Origin of the sequence: Roseateles sp. 22389 (assembly GCF_052044995.1) — a bacterium.
Lineage (GTDB): Bacteria > Pseudomonadota > Gammaproteobacteria > Burkholderiales > Burkholderiaceae_C > Roseateles.
In genome coordinates this window covers 338648-360220 of record NZ_JBQEOF010000004.1, presented here as the reverse complement: position 1 = coordinate 360220, position 21573 = coordinate 338648, and the positions used below count along the sequence as shown (strand labels likewise).

General features: G+C 72.6%; 15 protein-coding genes and 1 pseudogene. 6 read left to right on the top strand and 10 right to left on the bottom strand.

The genetic code is table 11. The features are described from left to right. Positions 1–4: 4 nt before the first annotated feature. The 9 genes and pseudogenes from ACTJKJ_RS08420 to ACTJKJ_RS08380 all read right to left on the bottom strand — a co-directional run bounded on the left by ACTJKJ_RS08420 (position 5) and on the right by ACTJKJ_RS08380 (position 10517). Complete coding sequence (locus tag ACTJKJ_RS08420; protein WP_297382567.1) at positions 5–985, bottom strand: UDP-glucuronic acid decarboxylase family protein; 981 nt, start codon at positions 983–985, stop codon at positions 5–7. Continuing rightward, positions 982–1932 carry a glycosyltransferase family 4 protein gene (locus tag ACTJKJ_RS08415; RefSeq protein ID WP_440820141.1) on the bottom strand — a complete coding sequence of 317 codons (951 nt, stop codon included), beginning with the start codon at positions 1930–1932 and terminating at the stop codon, positions 982–984. The genes ACTJKJ_RS08420 and ACTJKJ_RS08415 overlap by 4 nt, the downstream gene beginning before the upstream one ends. Further along, entirely contained in the window at positions 1856–3010 is a 1155-nt protein-coding gene (locus ACTJKJ_RS08410) for a glycosyltransferase family 9 protein (RefSeq protein WP_440820140.1), read from the bottom strand. The genes ACTJKJ_RS08415 and ACTJKJ_RS08410 overlap by 77 nt, the downstream gene beginning before the upstream one ends. Before the next feature lie 145 nt (positions 3011–3155). Continuing rightward, the gene (locus tag ACTJKJ_RS08405) at positions 3156–4238 is read right to left on the bottom strand and encodes a glycosyltransferase family 2 protein (protein WP_440820174.1); all 1083 of its coding nucleotides are present in this window, start codon (positions 4236–4238) and stop codon (positions 3156–3158) included. A 68-nt stretch (positions 4239–4306) separates the two neighbouring features. Further along, a complete protein-coding gene (locus tag ACTJKJ_RS08400; protein ID WP_440820139.1) occupies positions 4307–5545 on the bottom strand; it encodes a glycosyltransferase family 9 protein in 1239 nt (412 codons plus the stop codon). 128 nt (positions 5546–5673) lie between these two features. Beyond that, positions 5674–6960, bottom strand: a pseudogene (locus tag ACTJKJ_RS08395) (glycosyltransferase family 4 protein); the annotation flags it as partial. A gap of 106 nt (positions 6961–7066) precedes the next feature. Then, positions 7067–8296, bottom strand: a complete 1230-nt coding sequence (locus ACTJKJ_RS08390; RefSeq protein ID WP_440820138.1) for a glycosyltransferase family 4 protein — start codon at positions 8294–8296, stop codon at positions 7067–7069. Positions 8297–8352: 56 nt separating this feature from the next. Beyond that, positions 8353–9321, bottom strand: a complete 969-nt coding sequence (locus ACTJKJ_RS08385) for an amidohydrolase family protein (protein WP_440820137.1) — start codon at positions 9319–9321, stop codon at positions 8353–8355. 11 nt (positions 9322–9332) lie between these two features. Then, positions 9333–10517, bottom strand: coding sequence for a glycosyltransferase (locus ACTJKJ_RS08380; RefSeq protein ID WP_440820136.1), 1185 nt, complete (start codon positions 10515–10517; stop codon positions 9333–9335). Positions 10518–10819: 302 nt separating this feature from the next. Here ACTJKJ_RS08380 and ACTJKJ_RS08375 point away from each other — a divergent pair, with 302 nt between their 5' ends. Both ACTJKJ_RS08375 and ACTJKJ_RS08370 read left to right on the top strand, forming a co-directional pair. Next, positions 10820–13603, top strand: coding sequence for an ATP-binding cassette domain-containing protein (locus ACTJKJ_RS08375; protein ID WP_440820135.1), 2784 nt, complete (start codon positions 10820–10822; stop codon positions 13601–13603). A gap of 111 nt (positions 13604–13714) precedes the next feature. Further along, on the top strand, positions 13715–15517 hold the full coding sequence (locus ACTJKJ_RS08370) for a carbamoyltransferase family protein (protein ID WP_440820134.1): 1803 nt from the start codon (positions 13715–13717) through the stop codon (positions 15515–15517). Positions 15518–15659: 142 nt separating this feature from the next. Here the strand turns inward: ACTJKJ_RS08370 and ACTJKJ_RS08365 are convergent, their stop codons facing one another. Beyond that, positions 15660–16595: a c-type cytochrome gene (locus ACTJKJ_RS08365; RefSeq protein ID WP_440820133.1), complete on the bottom strand. Its 936-nt coding sequence runs from the start codon at positions 16593–16595 to the stop codon at positions 15660–15662. A gap of 69 nt (positions 16596–16664) precedes the next feature. Here ACTJKJ_RS08365 and ACTJKJ_RS08360 point away from each other — a divergent pair, with 69 nt between their 5' ends. From ACTJKJ_RS08360 to ACTJKJ_RS08345, 4 genes are all read left to right on the top strand, one after another. Further along, positions 16665–17216: a c-type cytochrome gene (locus ACTJKJ_RS08360; RefSeq protein ID WP_440820132.1), complete on the top strand. Its 552-nt coding sequence runs from the start codon at positions 16665–16667 to the stop codon at positions 17214–17216. An 11-nt stretch (positions 17217–17227) separates the two neighbouring features. Then, positions 17228–18247, top strand: coding sequence for a cytochrome c oxidase subunit II (gene coxB, locus ACTJKJ_RS08355; protein ID WP_440820131.1), 1020 nt, complete (start codon positions 17228–17230; stop codon positions 18245–18247). Positions 18248–18333: 86 nt separating this feature from the next. After that, on the top strand, positions 18334–20829 hold the full coding sequence (locus ACTJKJ_RS08350; protein ID WP_440820130.1) for a cbb3-type cytochrome c oxidase subunit I: 2496 nt from the start codon (positions 18334–18336) through the stop codon (positions 20827–20829). 160 nt (positions 20830–20989) lie between these two features. Next, complete coding sequence (locus tag ACTJKJ_RS08345; RefSeq protein ID WP_440820129.1) at positions 20990–21517, top strand: hypothetical protein; 528 nt, start codon at positions 20990–20992, stop codon at positions 21515–21517. Positions 21518–21573 lie beyond the last annotated feature (56 nt).

Here is a 21573-nt window from a genome sequence, read left to right as displayed (position 1 = left end):
GTGTTCAGGCCACGGTGACGCTGCGCATCCCGAGCACGCCGCGGAAGTGCTCGATGGTGCGGCGCAGCCCGTCCTCCAGCGCCACTTCCGGCTCCCAGCCGAGCAGCGCCTTCGCGCGGCCGATGTCGGGGCAGCGGCGCTTGGGGTCGTCCTGGGGCAGCGGCCGGAACACCAGTCGCGAGCGGCTGCCGGTCAGGCGCAGGATCATCTCGGCCAGCGCCAGCATGGTGTGCTCGCCCGGATTGCCGACGTTGATCGGCCCGAGGTGCGCGCCGTCCATCAGCAGCAGCAGCGCGCGCACCGTGTCGTCGACGTAGCAGAAGCTGCGCGTCTGCAGCCCGTCGCCGTAGATGGTGAGGTCCTCGCCCTGCAGCGCCTGGACGATGAAGTTGCTGACGACGCGCCCATCGCCGGGCCGCAGCCGCGGGCCGTAGGTGTTGAAGATGCGGGCCATCCGCACGTCGACGCCGCGTTCCTGGTGGTAGGCCATCAGCATCGCCTCGGCGCAGCGCTTGCCCTCGTCGTAGCAGGAGCGCGCCCCGTTCGGATTGACATGGCCCCAGTAGTCCTCGTGCTGCGGATGGCACTCGGGGTCGCCGTAGACCTCGCTGGTGGAGGTATGCAGCAGCCGCGCGCCCGCCTGCTGGGCCAGTTCCAGCAGGCGCCAGGCGCCCAGCACGCTGCTGAGCACGGTGTCCACCGGCGCGGTCTGGTAGTACGCGGGGCTCGCCGGGCAGGCGAGGTTGAAGATGCGGTCCGCCTGCGCCATTTCCTGCGTCGGCTCCAGGCACACGTCGCGCCGGTGGAAGGTGAAGCCCTTGTGGCCGAGCAACTGGTCGAGGTGGCCGATGTCGCCGGTGCTCAGGTTGTCGACGGCCATCACCCGATGCCCACGGGCAAGCAGGCGTTCGCAGAGATGGCTGCCGACGAAACCGGCCGCGCCGGTGACCAGGATCGTGCGGGGAGTGTCGATGGCGTCGTTCATGTCGTGACCTCATGGAGAAGCTGCATCCAGTCCGCGACGAAGCGGTCGATGTTGAATCGCTCCCGCGCCAGCTCGCGGCCGCGCTCGCCCCATTCGCGGGCCAGGCCCGGGTCGCGCAGCAGGCGCGCCATGGTGTCGGCGAGCGCCTGCGGCCGGTTGTCGATGAAGCCGTTCTCGCCGCTGCGGATGACGGTGGCCAGCTCGGTGGTGGCCAGGCCGACCACCGGCTGGCCGATCAGCATCGCCTCGATCAACGCCAGGCCCAGGCTGGTGTAGCGGACCGGATGCAGGAAGAAGCGGTGCGAGGCCATGTGGGCCGGCAGCTCCAGTTGCGAGGCCTCGCCCCAGCCGCCTGGCAGCGCCTCGCTGCCCATGCCCACCAGTGTCAGCGGCACCCGCTCGAGCAGTTCCCGGTACAGGTCTGCGCCCAGGCGGCGGCCGCGGCGCTGCAGGTGGTTGACGACCACCAGCCCGCGCTCCAGGTCGCCGCGATAGACCACCTGCGTCAGCGGCCGCACGCCGTGCTCGACCACCCGGGTCGGCGTCCGGCCCGCGTCCCACATCAGCGCGTTGAAGTGGGTGCAATGGACCAGCATCGCGCCGGGGTCCTGCACCCAGTGCAGGGTGTCGGTGGGATGCTGCTGCGGCGGGTCGTGTTCCAGGTAGACGCGCGGCAGCCGCTGCTGCGCCTCGCTGAGCCAGCGCGGGCGGTCCTCGTCCCAGCCGGCGCGGTGCTGGTACAGCACCAGGTCGAAGGGCATGGTCGCGATCTGCTCGACCGGCGCCTCATGCACGTTGTCGCCCCAGGGCAGCGCGCCGACACGCCCCACGCGGCCCGGCGAGCGCGCCGGGTCGGTCACCAGGAAGAAGTCATGCGGAACCTGCGTGAGGTTGTAGAGGTAGTTGCCGTGGACGTGCCAGGTCAGGATGCGCAGGCGACGGGGCATGGGGACCCTCCTTGGAGATCGCGACGGATGGGATGGATGGCGCGGACGAACCCAGCAGGTCTTCCAGCGCCTGCAGCACCTCGAAGACCGACAGCGCATGCGCGCAGGCATGGCCATTGGGGCATTCGGGATAGGCGCAGGGACGGCAGGGCGCGGGCTTGGCCAGCACCCGGTGCCGGGCGCGGTCCGGCGGCGCCCAGCGCATCGGCTCGCTGCCGCAGGACAGCACCACGCTGGGCACGCGCAGCGCCGCGGCCACATGCGAGACGCCGGTGTCGTTGCACACCAGCACCCGCGCATCGCGCAGCAGCGCGCCCAGGGTCCACAGCGTGGTCGCGCCGGACAGGTCGGTGACCGGCACGCCGAGCGCGGCGAGCATCGCGGCGAATTCGCCGGTCAGCGGACGTTCGGCGGCGGTGCCGGTGAGCACGATCGCCAGGCCAGCGTCGTGCAGCGCCTGGGCCACGGCCGCGAAGCGGCGCAGCGGCCAACGCCGCGATGCCAGCTGCGCGCCCACGTGCAGGCAGGCGTAGGGGCCCGTTTGCGTGCGACCGGGCCAGGCCTGGGCGAGCGCCGCGTCGTCCTCCTCGCGTAGCGGGAACTCGAGCGTGTCGTCGTCGGCCGGTAGGCCGAGGTGGCGGCACAGCGACAGCAGCCGCTGCGTCTCGTGGCCCAGCAGCGGCCAGGGCGCAAAGCGGGCCTCGTCGGCCGGCGGCACCCAGGCCGCATCGCTGCGAAAACCCGCGTGCCAGCGCGCGCCCAGCAGGGCGAGGAAGGGATTGGTCCGCTCGCCGCTGCCGTGCAGCTGGATGGCGAGGTCCCAGTCGCTGGCGTGCATCGCGGCGAGGAAGGCGGGCAGCGCGCGCACATCGGGCTCGCGCTCCGGCAGGCCCGGCCAGCCGGGAAACGGGCGCCACTCGTCGACGCAGTCCAGGCGCGACAGGTACTCGCGCGCGACCGGCAGGCCCATCAGCGCGATGTGCGCCTGCGGCCAGGCGCGCCGGATGGCCCGCAGCGCGGGCACGGCGCAGATCGTGTCGCCCAGCACCAGCGCGCGCAGGATCAGGATGCGCCGCACCTCGCCGTCGATCGACGCGGGCGCGGCAGCGGCAGACGTCGCGGACCCTCGGACGGGGCCGGTGATGGACTTCGGGCTCGCCCCCGGAAGAGGCGAACTCGCCGGAGCCGGCGTATTGGACGGAAGCGGAGGTCGCATCGCGGGCTTAGAGGAACGGCGTCCGGAAATGCCACGCGCCGCGCAGCCGCCAGTACACCGAGAGGAAGGGGATCGCGGCCGAGGTGCAGAGCATCTCCCACACATGCGGCAGCGCACGCGAGGTGGCGCGCAGGCGGCGGGCGGTCAGTCGCAGGATCAGCGCGGCCGACGCGGCCAGCAGCCCCGCCGCGATCGCGCCCTGCCCCGCCACGGTCAGCACGAGCGCCGCCGGGGTCATCGCGACGATGGCGTAGTAGTCCCACGGCGGCACGCGGCGGATGCGCGAGCGGTAGATCCCCGGATGCTTGCGGTACAGCAGCGCGTCGAAGTAGACGTTGCGCTGCTGGCGCAGCGACACGCCCCAGCGTTCGGGACGCACGGGATGCCAGACCAGCGCGTCGGCGACGCGTCCCACCGGTCCCTGCGCCTGCAGGCGGAACTGGAGGTCGGAGTCCTCGCGCCAGGCGCGCAGGAAGCGCTCGTCGAAGCCCTCGATGCGGTCCAGCACCTCGCGCCGGGCGAAGGCATTCGCCGTCACGAATTCGGAGGTCTCCAGGCCGCGGGTCATCAGCTCATGGTCAGTCGGTCGCGCGTCGCGCCGGGCGTGAGCGCCGTCGCGGCCGCTGTCGCTGTCGCCGTCGGTGTCGGTGCCGCTGCCACCGGCGCCCCCGCTTGCGCTCGCGCTCGGCACCCTGACCTGGCCGGCCGCGGCGACCCATTCCGGGTGCGCCTGCATCGCGGCCAGGCCGCGCGCCAGCCACGACGGATCGGGCAGCGTGTCGTCATCGGTGAAGGCGACGAGGGGTGCCGTCGCGGCGCGCCAGCCGGCGTTGCGCGCGACCGCGGGGCCTCGGCCGCTCGCAGCGCGCAGGTAACGGATCGCCGGCGCGCCCGGCGTCGCGGCGATCCGCTCGACCTGCTCCCGGCACCGGTCCTCCTGGCCGTCGTCCACGACGATCACCTCGAAGCGGTCGGCCGGCAGCGTCTGCGTCAGCAGCGCGCCCAGGCAGCGGGCGAGCAGGTCGGGACGCCGATAGGTGGGCATGACGACGCTGAGGTCGAGCGTCGCGGTTGCCATGGGCGCCCCCAGTCCATCGGGACTTGCGACGCCGGCTACCGGGCCGGCCGCAGCCGCGCCTCGGGCCGGCACGACCGCACTCATGCGGCCTCCCCCAGCGTCGGCTGCGGTGGCGGCACCACCGCCGGGAACCGCGCTGGCATCAAGGCGATCGCCGCGGCCGCGACCTCGCGCGGCGACACGCCGCTCAGGCAGCGGTGGTGGCCTTCGGGGCACAGGCTCTTCTGGCAGAAGCGGCACGGCACGTCGCGGAACAGCACGCGAGACGGCACCAACCACGGCGTGTGCTGCGGATTCGTCAGCGCGTACAGGTCCACGACCGGCGTGCCGACCGCGGCAGCAAGGTGGACCGGACCACTGTTGTTGCCGATCAGCAGATCGGCCTCGGCGATCAACGCCGCGAGTTCACCCACGCCCGACACCCGCGGCGAGAGCACCAGGCCCCGGGCAGTGGAGGCCGGCAGGTCCGCCGCGGCCAGCGCCCGGACCGTCTCCTGGACCAGCGACTCCTCGCCCGGCCCGCCGCACACGACGATCGCGGGCGGGCCATCGCCCGGGCCGCCCGCGCCGGTGCGCGCCGCCATCGCCTGCCGCAACAGGCCGGCGGATTCACCCAGGCGGTCGGCCGGATAGCGCCGCGACGGCGCGCTCGCGCCCGGATGCACGACCACGAAGGGCTGGCGCGGTCCCACGCCCGCCGCGACCAGGCACTGACGAACCGCCTCGCGGTCGCCCTCGAGCACGCGAAAGCGCAGGCGCTCGTCGCGCGTGCGCAAACCCACCGCGCCCACCAGGTCCAGTTGGCGGCGGACCTCATGGCGCATGCCGTCGCCGACCTCGTCGCGATCGGGGATCTCGTCGCCCAGCAGGCCATAGGCGCGCTCGCGGGCATGGCCCAGCACGCGCGGGATGCCGGCGAGCCGGCACATCGTCGCCGCCGGAAAAACGCTCTGCGTGCAGACGGTGAAGATGATGGCCGCGTCATAGTCCTCGTCGGCCCATTGCGCGAGGGCCTGGCGCTCCGCCCGCCCCGCCGGCAGACCGCCAGCCGCCAACGCGTCGGCGCCGGCCTTCATCCACGGCGCATGGAAGCCGACGATGCGGTCCACCTCCGGCAGATGCGGCGCCAGCGCCGCCATCGACGGCGCGGCCAGCAGCGTCAGCTGGGCTTCGGGCAGCGACTCGCGCACCGCCGCCAGCGCTGGCGTCGTCATCAGCACGTCGCCGAGGTTGTCCAGCCGGATCAGCAGGACGCGGCGCGCCTGGCGCCATCGGGCGACACGTTCGGCCTGGGCCTCGGCGGCGGCCCCCACCGTCATCCCTGGCCTCCCGAATTGGCCAGCGGCATGGCGACGACCTCAGCATGGCCCGCGTCCGTCGCGCCGACGGCGGCCAGGTGCGGCCGCGCCAGGTGCCGCACCGCCGCCCCCGCACCGGCCTGGCCGGCCGCCGCGGCCAGCAGCCGGATCGACGAGCTGCCCTGCATCGCCCGCCGCGCGGCGACCTGGGCGTAGACGCCGGCCAGCTTGAAGGCGACGCCGTCCCAGGTGAACTCGCGCTGCACGCGCTGCAGCCCCGCGCGCCCCATCAGCCGGGCGATCTCGGGATGGCGGCGCAGGTCGTCGAGCCGCAGCGCCAGCAGCTCGGGGTCCTCGGGCGGGACCAGATAACCGGTGAGCCCGTCCACGACGGTGTGCTGAATGCCGCCCACCGCCGCGCCGATCACCGGCGTGGCGCAGGCCATGGCCTCCAGCGGCGTGATGCCGAAGGGCTCGTACCACGGCGTCGTCACGAAGACGTCGGCGGCCAGGTAGTAGTCGCGCAGCTGGTCGCGGTCACGCCGGCCGACGAAGGTGACGCGGTCCTCGATGCCGGCCTCGCGCGCGATGCCGCGCAGCCGTCCGATCTCCGGCGTGCGGGTCTCGTCGGGCTGCGTCGATTCACCGCCGACGACCAACAGCCGCCACGGCCGCCGCTCCGGCATGCGGTGCAGATGCGCCACCGCGCGGATCACGTTGTCCACGCCCTTGCGCGGCACCAGGCGGCCGAGCTGCAGCACGATGAACTCGTCCTCGCGCAGATGCAGCCGTCGACGGGCCTGCAGCTTGTCGCCCGGGCCGAACTCCTCCAGGTCCACGCCGCAGGGCACCTGCGCGATGCGGTCGGCCGGCGCGCCGCAGTGGGCGACCAGGTCGGCCGCGTCCTGCGGGCACTCGGCGATGACGCAGTCGGCCTCGCAGGCGATGCGCCGCTCCAGGTCGATGCGTTCGGCCGGGAACTTGTCGGCTTCCTTCTGATGCAGGCGCCGCACCGCGCCCAGCGCGTGGAAGGTCTGCACCAGCGGGAGGTTCAGCTGGCGCTGCAGCCGCAGCCCCACGACGCCCGACATGAAGAAGTTCGCATGCACCACGTCATAGCGCAGGCTGCGGCGCATCAGCCGCAACGCCTCGCTGCCGAAGGCCCGCATGTAGGGCAGCAGCTGCTCCTTGGGCACGAACTCCGGCGGCCCGGCATCGATGTGGAGCACCCGCACGCCCGGCCGCATGTCGACGGCCGTGGGCAGCGCGCGCTGGTCGCGCCGGGTGAGCACGTCCACATGGTGGCCGCGCCGCGCCAACGCCGCCGCCACATGGGACACGTAGACGTTCTGGCCGCCAGCGTCGACGCCGCCCTGCTGGGCCAGCGGCGAGGCGTGTTCGCTGATCAGCGCGACTCTCAAGGGGGCTTCGATCATGACTGCTCCTGCTGTTCGCATTCGCTTCTGGAAAGGCAAATGACATGCCGTCCGTTTGGACGGGGTTTCGCACGGCCGCTGTCCCGACGTGGCGACAGGCTCGTGTTCATCGGGTCTTGCGGCCGCCGACAGTGCCGCCGGCCATGCGCGGCTCGCGCGCGACCGTCAGCGCCGATGGGGCGACGGCGGCCGGCCGCGCGAGGAGGCGCATCCGCTCGGCCAGCCGCTGCAGCGCGTGATCGAGCCGGTGATGCCGCTCCATCCGCGTCCGCGCGGCCTGCCCCATGCGCTGTCGGAGCTCATGCAGCGTCAGCATCTGGTGCATGCGGCCGGCCAGGTCTTCGTAGTCGCGCGGCGCCACCAGCCAGCCAGTGCTACCGTGCGCGACGATCTCCGGCACCCCGCCGACGCGCGTCGCCACGACCGGCAGGCCGCTGGCCATGCCCTCCATCAGCGCCAGCGGCATCGCCTCGGAGTTGGAGCTGGACACCAGCAAGTCGAGGTCGTGGAAGACCGGGCGAACGTCGTCGACGCCGCCCATCACATGGATGCGCGACCCCAGGCCCTGCGCCGCGATCGCGTCGCGCAGCTGCGTCTTCATCGGTCCCTCGCCGACCAGCACCGCATGCACGTCCGGCAAGCGCTGCAGCAACAACGCCGCGGCGCGCACGAAGACCTCGGGCGCCTTCTCCGGCGACAGCCGGCCGACGAAGCCGGCGACCAGCGCCTCCGGCGCCAGGCCCAGCGCCGCGCGCAGGCCGTCGGCCGGCCTCGCGCCGGGCCGGAAGGCCTCGACGTCCACGCCGTTGGGTTCCAGGCTAAGGCGGCCGCGATCGACGCCGAGTCCGAGCGCGTGGTAATAACTCTGGCGGCAGACGACGCTCAGGTGGCTGCCCACCAGCCGGTGGATCTCCAGGTCGGGCAGGATCACCTGCCGGCCGTGGATGGTCGTCATCGCCGGCACGCCGGCGAGCCGCGCCGCCAGCCCCGCCAGCAGGTGCGCATTGGGCAGGTGCGCGTGGACCAGGTCCACCCGCTCCGCCGCGATCATCGCGGCCACCATCTGGATCGAGGACCAGGGCGGGTCCTCGGGCATCGGGACGACGCCGATCTCGCCGCCGACCGCGCGGATGCGTTCCGCGAAGTCGCCCTCCGATGGACAGAGCACGGTGAAGCGGAAATCGCCCGTGCCGCCCAGTCCGGCCACCAGCCGCTCCACGCAGCGTTCCATGCCGCCGACGATGCCGTTGCCGACGACCTCCAGCACATGCAGGGGCGCGGGGGTGGCCGGCGACGGCGGCACCGGGCGCACGGGACTGTCCGAGGGAAGGTCCATGGTGACGAAGCGAAGTGGAGGAAGAGAAGGAGCAGCGCTCTGGGTCCGAGACGGCCTCAGCAGCACACCGGCCGCCACGGGCGCGGCGCGTAGTCGCCACCGCCACCGCCACCGCCACCACCGCCGCCGCCCGTGCCTGCCAGCAGGCCCGCGTGCGGACGGTCCGAGTTGGAGCCAGCGTGGGTGCTGGCGTGGGCGCCGGCCTGGGTGTCGGCCGTGGCCGGCAGTCCGAGCCATGCGGCGGCGGTGCCGCTCCACAGGCGTTCGCGCGTGTCGGCGCCCAGGTCCAGCTCGTCCATGAGATCGACCACCCACTGCTTGCGCTCGCGCACGTGCGCGCCGGAACAAGGCAGGAAGCAGTCGCTGCCGAACTGCAGCGAGCCGGCGCCCAGCACGTCCAGCATCCGCGCCAGCACCTCGCGCCGGTACGGCGGCGGCGGCCCGAAGGAGATGTCCAGCCGGAACTGCGCGCGCTCATGCGGCACGCCGTGGATGCGGTCGATCAGGGTGACGGCGAGCGCCTCGTCGGTCCAGGGCCAGCCCATGTGGGCCAGCGCGACCCGGGTGCGGGGGTGGTCGCGCAGGGCCTCGAAATAGGTCGGCCGGCAGAAGCGGCCGGAGCGGCCGTCGATGAAGATCCCGCTGTGGAAGAGCAGCGGCAGCGCATGCTCGTTGGCGACCGCGAAGACCGGCTGCACCCGTTCCTCGTAGGGGTACCAGCCGGTGGGCACCATCTTGCAGCCCCGCAGCCCGAGGTCCTCGATCGCACGCCGCAGGTCGTCCGGCGCATCGGGATGGCGGGGATCCACCACCGCGAAACCGACGAGGCGGTCCGGATGGTGGCGCACCAGCCGGGCCAGGTGCTCGTTGGCGCGGCGCAGCGAGGCCGCGTCGTCCAGCGAGTAGCCGTCCCCGAGGAAGGGCGCGAGCAGCACGCCGACGTCGATGCCGGCTTCGTCCAGCGTGCGCAGCACGTCGTCCGTCGTTTCCCGGCCGGTGCAGTGAAGATGCGCGTCGATGATCATGCCGAGGTCCCTCAGGCCGCGCGCAGCGAGGCGCCGATGACGGGCGCGCCCGGGGCCACCGGCCGCAGGACCGCCGCCAGCCAGTCGCGCGCGCGGCCCGCGGCGGCGTCCCACGACGCGGCCGCGACCACGGCCGCCGCGCTGCCATGCCAGTACTCGCGCGACGCGGCGTCCTCCTGCAGCAGTTCCTCGCAGGCGGCGACGAACTCCGGCGCGTCGTGCCCGATGCGGACCACGTCGCCGTACAGGCCGACCACGTCGCGGATCGGCGTGCTCACGACCGGCTTGCCGCCGGCCAGGTACTCCAGCGTCTTGGTCGGGCTGATGAAGCGGGTGGACTCGTTCAGCGCGAACGGCATCAGGCAGACATCCCATCCGGCGAGCAGGTGCGGCAGCAACTCGTAGCGCTGCATGCCCAGCCAGTGGAGGTTAGGCCGACGCGGCAGGTCGGCCTCGGAGATCTTGACCACCGGCCCGACCATCGCCAGTTGCCAGTCCGGCCGGGCCGCCGCGATCGCATCGACCAGCGCCAGGTCCATGCGCTCGTCGATCACGCCGAAGAAGCCCAGGCGCGGCCGCGGAATGTGGCCTTGCACCGCCTGCGCGCGCAGCGCCAGCGGGTCGTCCGCCGCGCTGCGCGGCGGCGCGAAATGGGCCGCGTCGACGGCGCTGGGCAGGCAGTGCAGTTCGGGATGCTGGCCATGCCGTGCCGCGTACAGCGCCGGGCCGCCGCACAGCACCAGGTCGGCCGAGGCCATCAGCGCGCTCTCGCGCTGCCGCAGCTGCGCCGGCGCGTGCTTGAACGCGGACAGCTCGTCCATGCAGTCGTACACCAGCGCGCGAGGCTGCATGCCGGCGATCAAGGGCAAGGCCATCGGCGTGTACATCCAGACGGCGTAGTCACGCACCTCCCGCTGGGCCAGTTCGCGTTCGATCAACGGCAGCAGCAGCGGCAACTGCGCATCGTCGAAGCCGGGGGTCGCCACCGGCGTGACCGGCACCAGCACCTCGATCGCGCCGCCGGGTCCGACGCGGCGCGACTCCACGCGCGGCGGGCCCGCCGGGTCGTGCTGCGGCTCCTCGATGAAGATGACGCGGTAGTCGTTCGCGAGCCGCGTCATCAGATGCTGCGGGCGTTGGAACACGAAGTCCCAGCGCAGATGCGAGAACACGAGGAGGTGGGGCTGCTGTGGCATGGAGGGTCTCTGCGGATGGTCGTGAGCAACGCTTCGGCAAGCCCGCGTCCTGAGACGTTTCCGTACAGCGTTGGTCGCGTCGAAGCGCTGCTGGAGTCGCTGCTTCGTGGGACCGTCGATCGCTTGCGTGCGACAGCGCACAGCGCTTCGCATCGCACTTGCCAACGCTGCTTTTGCCGAAGCGCTTGCCGTCTGCGATGCGGCTTGAATTGCCGATGGATACGGAGATCGCGGCGATGCCGTACCGCTAGCTTCTGCGTAGGCGCGAGATCCCGGGCACCCCGCTTGCGAAGAGGTCGCCGATGGACGCCACCTCCGCTCCCGCCGCCGCTGCTCCAGCGGCGCAACTCCCCGCCCCTTCGCCGACGCGCCAGGTCTTCCTCGGACTGGCACGCGCGCTGTGGCGCTGGCGCGGCCGCACGCTGCTCGCGCTGGCGCTGCTGATCCTCTCCAAGATCGCGGCGGTGGGCGTGCCGGCGATGCTCAAGGCCATCGTCGATCACCTCACGCCGACGCAGGCGGCCACGCCTGGCGCCTCGGCGGGAACCGCGCTCGCGGTCGGACTCAGCGTGCCGGTCTGGCTGCTGCTGGGCTACGCGCTGCTGCGCTACGCGAGCACGCTGTTCACCGAGCTGCGCGACCTGGCCTTCGCACGCGTGGGCAAGCAGGTGGTCAGCAGTTTCTCGGAACGGGCCTTCGCCCACCTGCTGGCGATGAGCCCGCGTTTCCATGCGCAGCGCAACACCGGCTCGCTGGTGCGCGAGGTCGAGCGCGGCACCGATGGCCTGGGCTACCTGCTGGGCGCCGGCGTGTTCACCGTGGTGCCGACGGCGGTCGAGTTCGGCGCGGTGCTGGTGATCATCCTCAGCGGCTACGGCGCCAAGTTCGTGCTGATCATCGCGGGCAGCATGGCGGCGTACAGCGTCTGGACCGGCTGGATGACGCGCGCCCGCGTCGCGCGCCAGCGCGTGATGAACGAATACGACTCGCGCGCGCACGGCCTGCTGGTCGACACGCTGCTGAACTATGAAGCGGTGAAAACCCATGGCCGCGAGGACAGCGAGCGGGACCGCTACGGCTGCGTGCTGACGCAGTGGGTCGAGGGCAGCGTCGGCAGCCAGCGGACGCTGTCGGCCCTGCACCTGGGCCAGGCGGCGATCATCGCGGTCGGGGTCGGCGCGGTGATGCTGCTGGCCGGCATCGACACCGTCGCGGGGCGGATGAGCATCGGCGACCTGGTCATGGTGAACGCCTACCTGATCCAGGTCTTCCTGCCGCTGAACACGCTGGGCTTCGTGTTCCGGGAAACGCGCGACGCGCTGCTGAACACCGAGGTGCTGTTCGCGCTGCTGGGGCGCGAGCCTGACATCGTCGACGCCCCCGGCGCGCGGCCGCTGCCGGCCGGCGACACGACGCTGCGCTTCGACGACGTGCGCTTCGGCTACGACCGCCAGCGGCAGATCCTCAAGGGCCTGACGCTGGAGGTGCCGCACGGCCAGACCTTCGCGGTGGTGGGCAGCAGCGGGTCGGGCAAGTCCACGCTCGCGCGCCTCTTGATGCGGATGTACGACCCGGACAGCGGCGAGGTCAGTATCGGCGGCCACCCGCTCATCGGGCTGACGCAGCAGAGCCTGCGGCAGGCGATCGGCGTGGTGCCGCAGGACCCCGTGCTGTTCAACGACACCATCGCCTACAACATCGGCTACGGCCGGCCCGAGGCCGATCACGCCGCGATCGTCGCGGCGGCGCGGGCCGCGCAGGCCGACGAGTTCATCAGCCTGCTGCCCGAGGGCTACGAGACCCGCGTCGGCGAACGGGGCGCGCGGCTGTCCGGCGGCGAGAAGCAGCGCATCGCCATCGCGCGCGCGTTCCTGAAGAATCCGCCCATCGTCGTGCTCGACGAAGCGACCTCGGCGCTGGACACCAAGGCCGAGCGCGCGATCCAGGGCGCGCTGGACGAGGTCGCGCGCGACCGCACCTCGTTGATCATCGCCCACCGCCTGTCGACGGTGGTCGACGCGGACCAGATCATCGTGATGGACCGCGGCGAGATCGTCGAGCGCGGCCGCCATGAGGAGCTGCTCGAACGCCGCGGGCTCTATGCGCAGCTCTGGGAGCTGCAGCGCCAGCAGCAGCAGACCGAAACGCTGGAGCGGCGCATCGCGCAGCACCCGGTCAACGTGGCCGGCCTGCTGGTGCTGAGCCTGGACGGCCTGCGCGACACGGTGGCCGACGCCGACATCGATGTCTTCACCGACGTCGACCTGAACGTCGCCAGCGTTCATGGCGACGCCAGCCGCATCGCGCGCATCGTGCAGCTGATGTGCCTGCTGGCGCTGCGCGGCGCCACCCGCGGCCGCATGGAAGGCCGGCTGCGGCGCGTCGACCGGAGCAGTCAGTTGACGGTCGGCTTCCACGGCCGCCTCGATCCGGGCGTCGGCCCGCCGGACACGCTGGAGCTGCGCTCGCTGGTCGGCGAGGCTGGCGGTCACCTGGCGATCGATCGAGACGTGGAGGCCGGCTTCCAGCAGTACGTCGTCGACTTCCCGCTGCCGGCGCTGGCCGAGGCGCGCCTGTCCGAGGACGAGCTGCGCGCCGCGCCGCCCGCGCTGGCGCAGGCCGCGCTCGACCGCGAGGAGACGGCGCTGGAGACGGTGTTCGGCCTGGACGGGCATCCCCTGGCCGGCCTGAACGTGATGTGTGTGGACGACGACGAGGACGCGCTCGATTCGCTGGGCGCGCTGCTGGAGCACGACGGCGCGCGGACCGAGCGCCTGACCACCGGCCACGAGGCGCTGCGACGCCTGGCCGAGCGCCCGCCCGACGCGTGGCCGCATGTCCTGGTCTGCGACATCGCGCTCGGGCCGGAAGACGGCCATGCGGTGGTACGGGCGCTGCGCGACCTGGAGGCGCGGCGCGAGGTGCCGCTGGGCCGGCGCCTGCCGGCCATCGCGCTCACCGGCATGGCGCAGCCCGAGGACCGACTGCGCGCGCTGGTCGCCGGCTTCCAGCGCCACCTGGCCAAGCCGGTCGTGCCCGAGGAACTGGTGCGGACGCTGCATGACCTCGCGAGAGTGCCCGCCTGAGCGCGGCCCTCGTCCGCCCTCGTCACCGCTCTTCCGCCCTCCTCGCTCGCCACGACGGTCGCCTCGATTCCGCCCCTTCGCACCTTCGTTCTCAACCCTCACGGAGCTTCCATGACTGCGACTTCCCCCCGACGCCTGCTGACGCTGGGCATCAATGCGAGCTTCCACGACTCGGCCGCGGCCCTGATGGTCGACGGCGAGGTGATCGCGGCGGCCGAAGAGGAACGCTTCACGCGGGTGAAGCACGGCAAGCGGCCGGTGCCCTTCACGGCCTGGGAGCTGCCCTATCACGCCATCGACTTCTGCCTGAAGGAAGCTGGCGCGACGCTCGGCGATCTGGCGCATGTGGCCTACAGCTTCGATCCGCGGCGCTTCCTCGGCGACCGCGCGCCGGACGGCCGCTTCACCCTGCCGCTGCAGCCGTCGGACTTCGAGGCCGGGCCCTGGGAGAACCCGTGGGACCCGCTGTTCGCCGCCTATGTGATGAGCGCGCCGCGGCTGCTGACCGACGCGGTGCCGCATCACCTGCGCAAGCGCTTCGCCGGGGTGCGGCATGCCGATGCGCCCTACCGCTGGCATTTCGTGCCGCATCACCTGTGCCACCAGGCCAGCGCCTTCCTCGCCGCGCCGTTCTCGAGCTGCGCGGTGATGACCCTGGACGGCCGCGGCGAACAGGCCAGCACCTGCTATGGCCGCTACCGCGACCACCGCTACGAGGCGCTGGGCGAGGTCCATGTGCCGCATTCGCTGGGTCTGCTGTACGAGCGGGTGACCTCGCACCTGGGCTTCCTTCATTCGAGCGACGAGTACAAGGTCATGGCCATGGCCGCGCTGGGCACGCCGCGGTATGCGGACCTGCTGCGCGAGCACCTGGTGGTGGACGCCGACGGCCAGTACCGCACGCTGCCGCTGGACCTGACGGCGCGTTTCGGCCCGGCCCGGGTGCCGGGGTCGGCGATGGGCGAGGCCTACCTCGACCTGGCGGCCTCGCTGCAGGACGTGCTGGAGGAGACGGCGCTGCGGCTGGCGGTCTGGCTGCGCGAGCGCACCGGTGAGGACCGGCTGGCGATGGCCGGCGGCGTCGCCCTGAACTGCGTCATGAATTCGCGGCTGCGCGACGCGGGCATCTTCCGCGAGGTCTGGGTGCAGCCGGCCGCCGGCGACGCCGGCACCGCGCTGGGCGCGGCGCTGTGGGTGGACGCGCTGGCGCGCTCCGGCCAGGCGGACCGCGGGACGGACACGTCGACCGACGGCACCGTCCTGCTGGCCGAGCGCCGCTGGCAGATGGACCATGCCTACCTCGGCCCGGCTTATTCGGACGAGGAGATCGAGGCGCTGCTGCAGTGGGCGCAGCTGCGCTATCGCAAGGTCGAGAACGTGGCGGCCGAGACCGCCACGCTGCTGGCCGGGAACAAGATCATCGGCTGGTTCCAGGGCCGGATGGAGTTCGGGCCGCGCGCGCTGGGGGCGCGCTCGCTGCTGGCCTCGCCGGTCGATCCGGCGATGCAGGCGCGGCTCAACGAGCTCAAGGACCGGGAGGACTTCCGACCGGTGGCGCCCGCCGTCAATCGCGAGGACCTGGCCGACTGGTTCGAGCCGGCCGAGGCCAACGGCGGCGAGTCGCCGTTCATGCTGTTCGTCTACAACGTCAAGCCCGGACGCGGCGAGCGCATCCCCTCGGCCTTGCACACCGACCGGACCGCGCGCGTGCAGACGGTGGACGCCGCCACCAACCCGGTCTTCCACGACCTGCTCCAGGCCGTGGGCGAGCGCACCGGCGTGCCGGTGCTAGTGAACACCTCGTTCAACGTGCGCGGCGAGCCGATCGTGGGCACGCCCAAGGCGGCGCTCGAGGCCTTCTTCAGCACGCCGCTGGATGCGCTGGTGATCGGGTCCTTCATCCTGGAGAAGTGACGCTTGGGAACGAGGGCCCGCAGCGAGAGCCCGCAGCGAGAGCCGGCAACAAGAGCCGGCAACAAGAGCCGGCAACAAGAGGCGGCAACAAGAGCCGGCAACGAGGGCAGGCAATCAGGGCCGGCGGCGAGAGCCGCGCGCGTCAGTGGGTCAGCAGGTAGCGCGCCATCAGCCGCGCCTGCGTCTCGCTGATGCCCAGCGTCGGCATGGCGGTGTGGGCGTCGATCGCCTGGGGATCGCGGATCCATGCGGCCAGTCCGTCCTCGGTCGGGAAGGCCTTGCCGCCGATGCGGTCCCGGCCCGCCAGGCCGCTGAGCCGCGGCCCGTTGGACGTGTCCGGACCGACCACGCCGGGAATCGCGTGACAGGCGGTGCAGCCGTGCTGACGGAACGCTCGCCGGGCGAGCTCCGCGGTGGACAACGCCGGCGTCAGCGGCGCCGGCGCCTCGACCAGCGCCCCGCAGCGCCGCGTGGACGCAGGGGCCAGGGCGGCGCCGAGGGCGGGGGCGGCCGCGACGCCGCTGCGCGAGGCGTCGCCCTGCCCTGTTCCGACCAAGGCCCGGTACTGGTCCGGCGTCATCAGCGGCAGCGCGTCGAGGAAGGCGACCACCGACCAGAGCTCGCCGTCGTCGAGGCGGTACTCCCAGGCCGGCATGCCGCTCATCTTGATGCCGTTGCGGGTGATCCAGTACAGGTCCTGGCGGCGCCAGTGCCGGGTGGCTTCGATCAGCGAGCTGGGCACCGGCTGCATGCCCAGCGCGAAGGGTTCCGGCGCGACGCCGGGCGCGCCGTGGCAGGTGACGCAGTGCTCGCGGAAGCAGGCGGCCCCCTGCATCACGCGCTCGCGGGTCAGCAGGTCCGGCGGCGGCGGATGCGCCTCCGCCCGCCTCTGCACCGCCCGCTTGAGCGCGAATTCCAGCAAGGAATGCACCGGCTGCAGATGCGGCCCCGTCGCCGACACGTCGTAAATGCCGAGCCCGACGAAGGCGGCGGCCCCGGCGAGCCCGAGCGCCGCCGCCACGGCCAGGGCCGACCAGGCGGCTTTCGCGGGGGAGAGGCGGCGCGGCGGATCGCTCATGGCGGCAGCGAGGCAAGCGCGATGCCGGACCCCTGCCCGGGCAGGCACTTCGTGTGCCGGGGAGCGCGCATGCAGCGTCCTTGCCCTTCTTCTCCCGCCCTGTCCGTGAGCGCGCGCGACGGCGAGCCGCTGTCCGTGCCGGTCGTCGCCCACGGGTCCGAGCCGGACGTGGCGTGCCGGCTACGGCCGCTCGCCGGGCGCCAAGCCGGGCTTCGCATCGGCTGCGCGTTCGCCCGGCTCGCCGCCCGCCTGTCCGCCCCCGCGTCGGCGGTCCTGCTGGTGCTTGGACTGACGGGCTGCGGCCCCGCCCCGGACGAGCCGCTGCGACGCTGGCAGGTCGACACGGCGGACCTGGCGCGCGGGCGCACGCTGATGGCGCATTACCAGTGCGGCAGCTGCCATGCCGTGCCGGGCGTGCCCGGCGGCGCGCAGCGCGCGCCCGAGCTGGCGCGCTTCGGCCGGCGCAGCTACATCGCCGGGCAGCTGCCCAACACGCCGGAAACCCTGCAGCGCTGGCTGCTGGACCCGCCCGGGATGCTGCCGGGCACGACGATGCCGCGGCTCGGCCTGTCCGAGCGCGACGCGCGCGACATCGCCGGCTACCTGATGTCGCTGCAATGAGCGCGGGCGGCATGCTCCGGCCGGCCGGTCCCGAGGCGCGGGCGCTGGCGGAGGTCATGCACACGGCGCTGGGCGTCTGCGCCCTGGCCTTCGTCCTGGCGATGGGCTGCCTCGCGGCGGCGCTCTGGTGGAAGGGCCGGCGGCCGGTGGCCACCGCTTTCTGGCTCTGGGGCGGCGGGCTGGTGCTGCCGGTGCTGGTCTTCGGCGGCCTGCTGTTGCACGGCGAGCGCCACGCGCGCGGCCTCGACGAGCCGGCCCCCGCCGACGCATTGCGCGTGACCGTGACGGGCCACCTGTGGTGGTGGTCGCTGGCCTATGCGCCGGAGCACGGCGTCCCCGGCTTCGCCGCCGCCAACGAGCTGCGGGTGCCGGTCGGGCGCCCGGTCGCGCTGACGCTGGCCTCGGACGACGTCATCCACAGCTACTGGGTGCCGGCGCTGGGCGGCAAGGTGGACCTGGTGCCGGGGCGGCTGAACCGCCTGACCTTCACCGCCGATCGTCCCGGCGTGTACCGCGGGCCGTGCTCCGAGTACTGCGGCACGCAGCATGCGGCGATGGTGCTGCAGGTCGTCGCGATGCCGCCGGCGGACTTCGAACGCTGGCGGCGCGCCCAGTCCGACGCGGCGCCGCCGCCGGCCTCGCGCGCGGCCTTGCGCGGCGCGGCGCTGTTCCGCGACCAGGGCTGCATCGCCTGCCACGCGGTGCGCGGCGGCGGTGGGCCGGGCACCGCCTCGACCGCAGCGGACGCCACGGGCGCGCCGGATCGTCCGCCGCTGGGGCCGGACCTCACCCATGTGGCGAGTCGGCTGTGGCTGGGCGCGGGCGCGCTGCGCAACCGCGATCCGCTGGGTGATCCCCGCACGGCACTGCGCCAGTGGATCGCCGACGTGCAGCAGGTCAAGCCCGGCGCGCGGATGCCGAGCTACCGGCACCTGCGGGCGGACGAGGTCGACGCGCTGGTCGAGTACCTCGCCGGACCGCCGCCCGGCGGCGCCGGGACCGAGCGGCCCCTGGTCGCCCTGACACCATGACGGACACCGCCGACGCGCCCGCCCCGTCCGCGCCGCCGACGGCAACAGCGGCAGTAGGGTCACCGGCGCCGCGCGCGCCGCCCGCGATGCGACCCGACAACCGCCTTCCCCGCCCGGCCGGTGAGCTGGAGCGACTGCGCGCCGCCTGGACGCGGCCATCGGGTTGGCGCGTCGTCGGCAGCGTCAACAACGTCTTCATTGGCAAGCTCTACATCGCGACGGCCTTCGTCTTCCTGCTGCTGGGCGGCGTGCTGGCGCTGCTGATGCGGGCGCAGCTGGCCGCCCCGTCGCAGACGCTGATCGACGCGCCGCTGTTCCAGCAGCTGTTCACCATGCATGGCACGGTGATGATGTTCCTCTTCGCCGTGCCGATGGTGGAGGCGATCGCCGTCTACCTGCTGCCCAACATGCTGGGCGCGCGCGACCTGCCCTTCCCGCGCCTGTCCGCCTATTCCTACTGGATGTACGCGATCGGCGGGCTGGCCTTCTACGCCACCCTGTTCTGGCAGCTGGCGCCGGACTCGGGCTGGTTCATGTATCCGCCGCTGAGCGGCTCGCGCTACTCGCCAGGCCTGAACGCCGACTTCTGGCTGCTGGGCATCGGCTTCATCGAGATCTCCGCCATCGCCGGCGCCATCGAGCTGATCACCGGCATCCTGATGACGCGGGCGCCCGGCATGAGCCTGGGCCGCATGCCGGTTTATGCCTGGGCGATGCTGGTGGTGGGCCTGATGATCGTGCTGGCCTTCCCGGCGGTGATCGCCGGTACGGCGCTGCTGGAGCTCGAGCGGGCCTTCGACTGGCCGATCTTCGACGCGACGCGGGGCGGCGATCCGCTGCTGTGGCAGCACCTGTTCTGGTTCTTCGGCCACCCGGAGGTCTACATCATCTTCCTGCCGGCGGCGGGGCTGGTGTCGACCATGGTGCCGGCGCTGGCGAGGACCTCGCTGATCGGCCGGCATGCGGTCACCGCGGCGCTGATCGCCATCGGCGCGGTCAGCTTCCTGCTCTGGCTGCACCACATGTTCACCGCGGGGCTGGGCGGGCTGGGACTGAGCCTGGTGTCGATCTTCAGCGTCGCGATCGCGATCCCCGGGGCGCTGCAGATCTTCGCGTGGATCGGGACGCTGTGGCGCGGCCGCCTGAGGTGGACGACGGCGACCTGGTTCCTGGTCGGCTTCCTGGTGACCTTCGTGCTGGGCGGGCTCACCGGCGTGATGCTGGCGCTGCTGCCGATCGACTGGCAGGTCCATGACACCTACTTCGTCGTCGCGCATTTCCATTACGTGCTGATCGGCGGCATGGTGCTGCCGATGTTCGCGGCCCTCTACCACTGGATGCCGCTGTGGAAGGGGCGCGCGCTGTCGGAGCGGGCCGGCCGCTGGGTCTTCGGGCTCGTCTTCGGCGGCTTCCACCTGACCTTCTTCCCGATGCACCTGGCAGGCATGCTGGGCATGCCGCGCCGCGTCCACACCTATCCGGCGGGCCTGGGACTGGAGGCGCCCAACCTGCTGTCGTCGATCGGCGCGGTCGTCATCGCGGCGGGGGTGCTGCTGTTCGTCGTCGACCTGGTCCGCAGCCAGCGCGGCCCGGAGCAGGCGCACAAGGACCCCTGGCGCTCGTCGACGCTGGAGTGGCTGCCGAGCGAGGCCTACGGCACCCGCAGCATTCCGCATGTCGAGCATCACGAGCCGCTGTGGCACCGGCCCGAGCTGCATGAGGAGGTCGAGGCCGGCGCGCACTGGTTGCCCGGCACGGTGACCGGCGGCCGGGAGACCTTGATCACCAGCCCGATCCGGGCCCATCCGCTGCGCGTGGTCGTGCTGGCCGGCGACAGCCTGTGGCCCTTGCTGGCCGCGATCGGCACGGCGGCCTTCTTCCTGCTGATGACCGTCAAGCAGGTGGGCGGGACGGTGGCGGGCGGCGTGCTCGCGCTGGTGGCGATCTGGGCCTGGCTGTGGCAGACGGACCGGGCGCCGGCCGCCGAGGACGCGCAGGCGGCGGACGGCGTGCTGCTGCCGCTGGGCGCATCGGGCCGGCAGTCGCCGTCGTTCTGGGGCGTGGTGATCCTCATCGTGGTCGAGGCGACGATCTTCGCGTCGATGGCCTTCGCGCACCTGCATGTCGCGATGCGCCTGGATGTCTGCCCGCCGCCCGGAGTCGGCCTGGCGGACGTCGACGCGCTCTGGCTGCAGACGCTGGGGTTCGTGCTCAGCGCGCTGCTGGTGGCATGGACCGGCCGCGGCGCCTGGCGCGCGCCGGTGCCGGCCTGGCGAAGCGCGTTGCTGCTGCCCGCCTTCGCCCTGGCGGCATGGGCCTTCCACGCGGGGTTAAGGGCCGCATGGCCGGCCGACCGCCCCCCCACGCTGGACGCATGGACGGGCACGCTCGCCGCGCTGCACGCGCTGCAAGGGCTGCAGATCGTGGTGGCAGCGCTGCTGGCGCTGTACTACGGCGTGCGCATCGCCAGCGGCCTGGTCCGTCCCCGCCAGCACGCCACCCGCGAGTCGGTGCTGCTGCTCTGGGGGTGGATCTGCCTGCAGGGCGTGATCACGGTGTGGTGGCCGCGCTGGGTGGCTTGATCGCCGACGCGAATCGCGCCCCACCCGGGCTTCCCCCAGAAGGTGGCCCCTCTTCTCTCCCCCCTCGAGAACCAGTTTGAGTCATGGCGAAACCCGCCTCGATTTCGAGAATGGGCAGCTTCCATCGGCATGGGGTCGATGACGGCGAAAGGCAGTAGCGATGTTGAAGCAAGTCGAGTGCAGGGAGGCGCCGCATTTGAGCGCGCAGCAGAGTGATCGGACCGGGCCTCGGCCCGGGACGGTGTGGGTCTACAGCAAGGGACAGTCGCCCTACGAGTTCTGTCCCTCCCGGGATCCGTGCTCGCCCAACGAGTGGCCCTACAACCTGCAGGCGCTGCGCGGCACGCCGGACCACGAGGACATCCTGGCGTGGCATCTCGGGAGGTACCACGAGTTCTCGCGCGTCGAGCTGGAAGCGCTCATGCAGCTGTTGATCCGACACGTCGGCGATCGGCAGATCAGCATTGCCGTCTACCACGACGTCGACACGGGTCGTCGCCACCTCTGGTTCACGGTCTGGGGCTTCTCGATGGACCGCTGGAGCGAGGCGTCGATGCTGATGCAGCGGTTTGAAGACGACTGGGCCTCCAACCGGGCGCTGAGCCAGCTGCTCTGGGTGGTGGACGTCACCGCAAGCCCTGGCACGTTCGAGGCCAGGGATCATGCCGCCGCGTCCGCTCAAGCCTGAGGCGCCTCACGCCGGACCAAATACGCGCTGACGGGCAGCAGTCCCCGCATCCAAGG

Excerpts from the sequence above, each read along its gene's own strand:
- ACTJKJ_RS08420 (WP_297382567.1), bottom strand. The coding sequence starts at position 985 with ATGAACGACGCCATCGACACTCCCCGCACGATCCTGGTCACCGGCGCG.
- ACTJKJ_RS08415 (WP_440820141.1), bottom strand. The coding sequence starts at position 1,932 with ATGCCCCGTCGCCTGCGCATCCTGACCTGGCACGTCCACGGCAACTAC.
- ACTJKJ_RS08400 (WP_440820139.1), bottom strand. The coding sequence starts at position 5,545 with ATGACGGTGGGGGCCGCCGCCGAGGCCCAGGCCGAACGTGTCGCCCGA.
- ACTJKJ_RS08390 (WP_440820138.1), bottom strand. The coding sequence starts at position 8,296 with ATGGACCTTCCCTCGGACAGTCCCGTGCGCCCGGTGCCGCCGTCGCCG.
- ACTJKJ_RS08385 (WP_440820137.1), bottom strand. The coding sequence starts at position 9,321 with ATGATCATCGACGCGCATCTTCACTGCACCGGCCGGGAAACGACGGAC.
- ACTJKJ_RS08380 (WP_440820136.1), bottom strand. The coding sequence starts at position 10,517 with ATGCCACAGCAGCCCCACCTCCTCGTGTTCTCGCATCTGCGCTGGGAC.
- ACTJKJ_RS08375 (WP_440820135.1), top strand. The coding sequence starts at position 10,820 with ATGGACGCCACCTCCGCTCCCGCCGCCGCTGCTCCAGCGGCGCAACTC.
- ACTJKJ_RS08370 (WP_440820134.1), top strand. The coding sequence starts at position 13,715 with ATGACTGCGACTTCCCCCCGACGCCTGCTGACGCTGGGCATCAATGCG.
- ACTJKJ_RS08365 (WP_440820133.1), bottom strand. The coding sequence starts at position 16,595 with ATGAGCGATCCGCCGCGCCGCCTCTCCCCCGCGAAAGCCGCCTGGTCG.
- ACTJKJ_RS08360 (WP_440820132.1), top strand. The coding sequence starts at position 16,665 with ATGCAGCGTCCTTGCCCTTCTTCTCCCGCCCTGTCCGTGAGCGCGCGC.
- coxB (WP_440820131.1), top strand. The coding sequence starts at position 17,228 with ATGCTCCGGCCGGCCGGTCCCGAGGCGCGGGCGCTGGCGGAGGTCATG.
- ACTJKJ_RS08350 (WP_440820130.1), top strand. The coding sequence starts at position 18,334 with ATGCGACCCGACAACCGCCTTCCCCGCCCGGCCGGTGAGCTGGAGCGA.
- ACTJKJ_RS08345 (WP_440820129.1), top strand. The coding sequence starts at position 20,990 with ATGTTGAAGCAAGTCGAGTGCAGGGAGGCGCCGCATTTGAGCGCGCAG.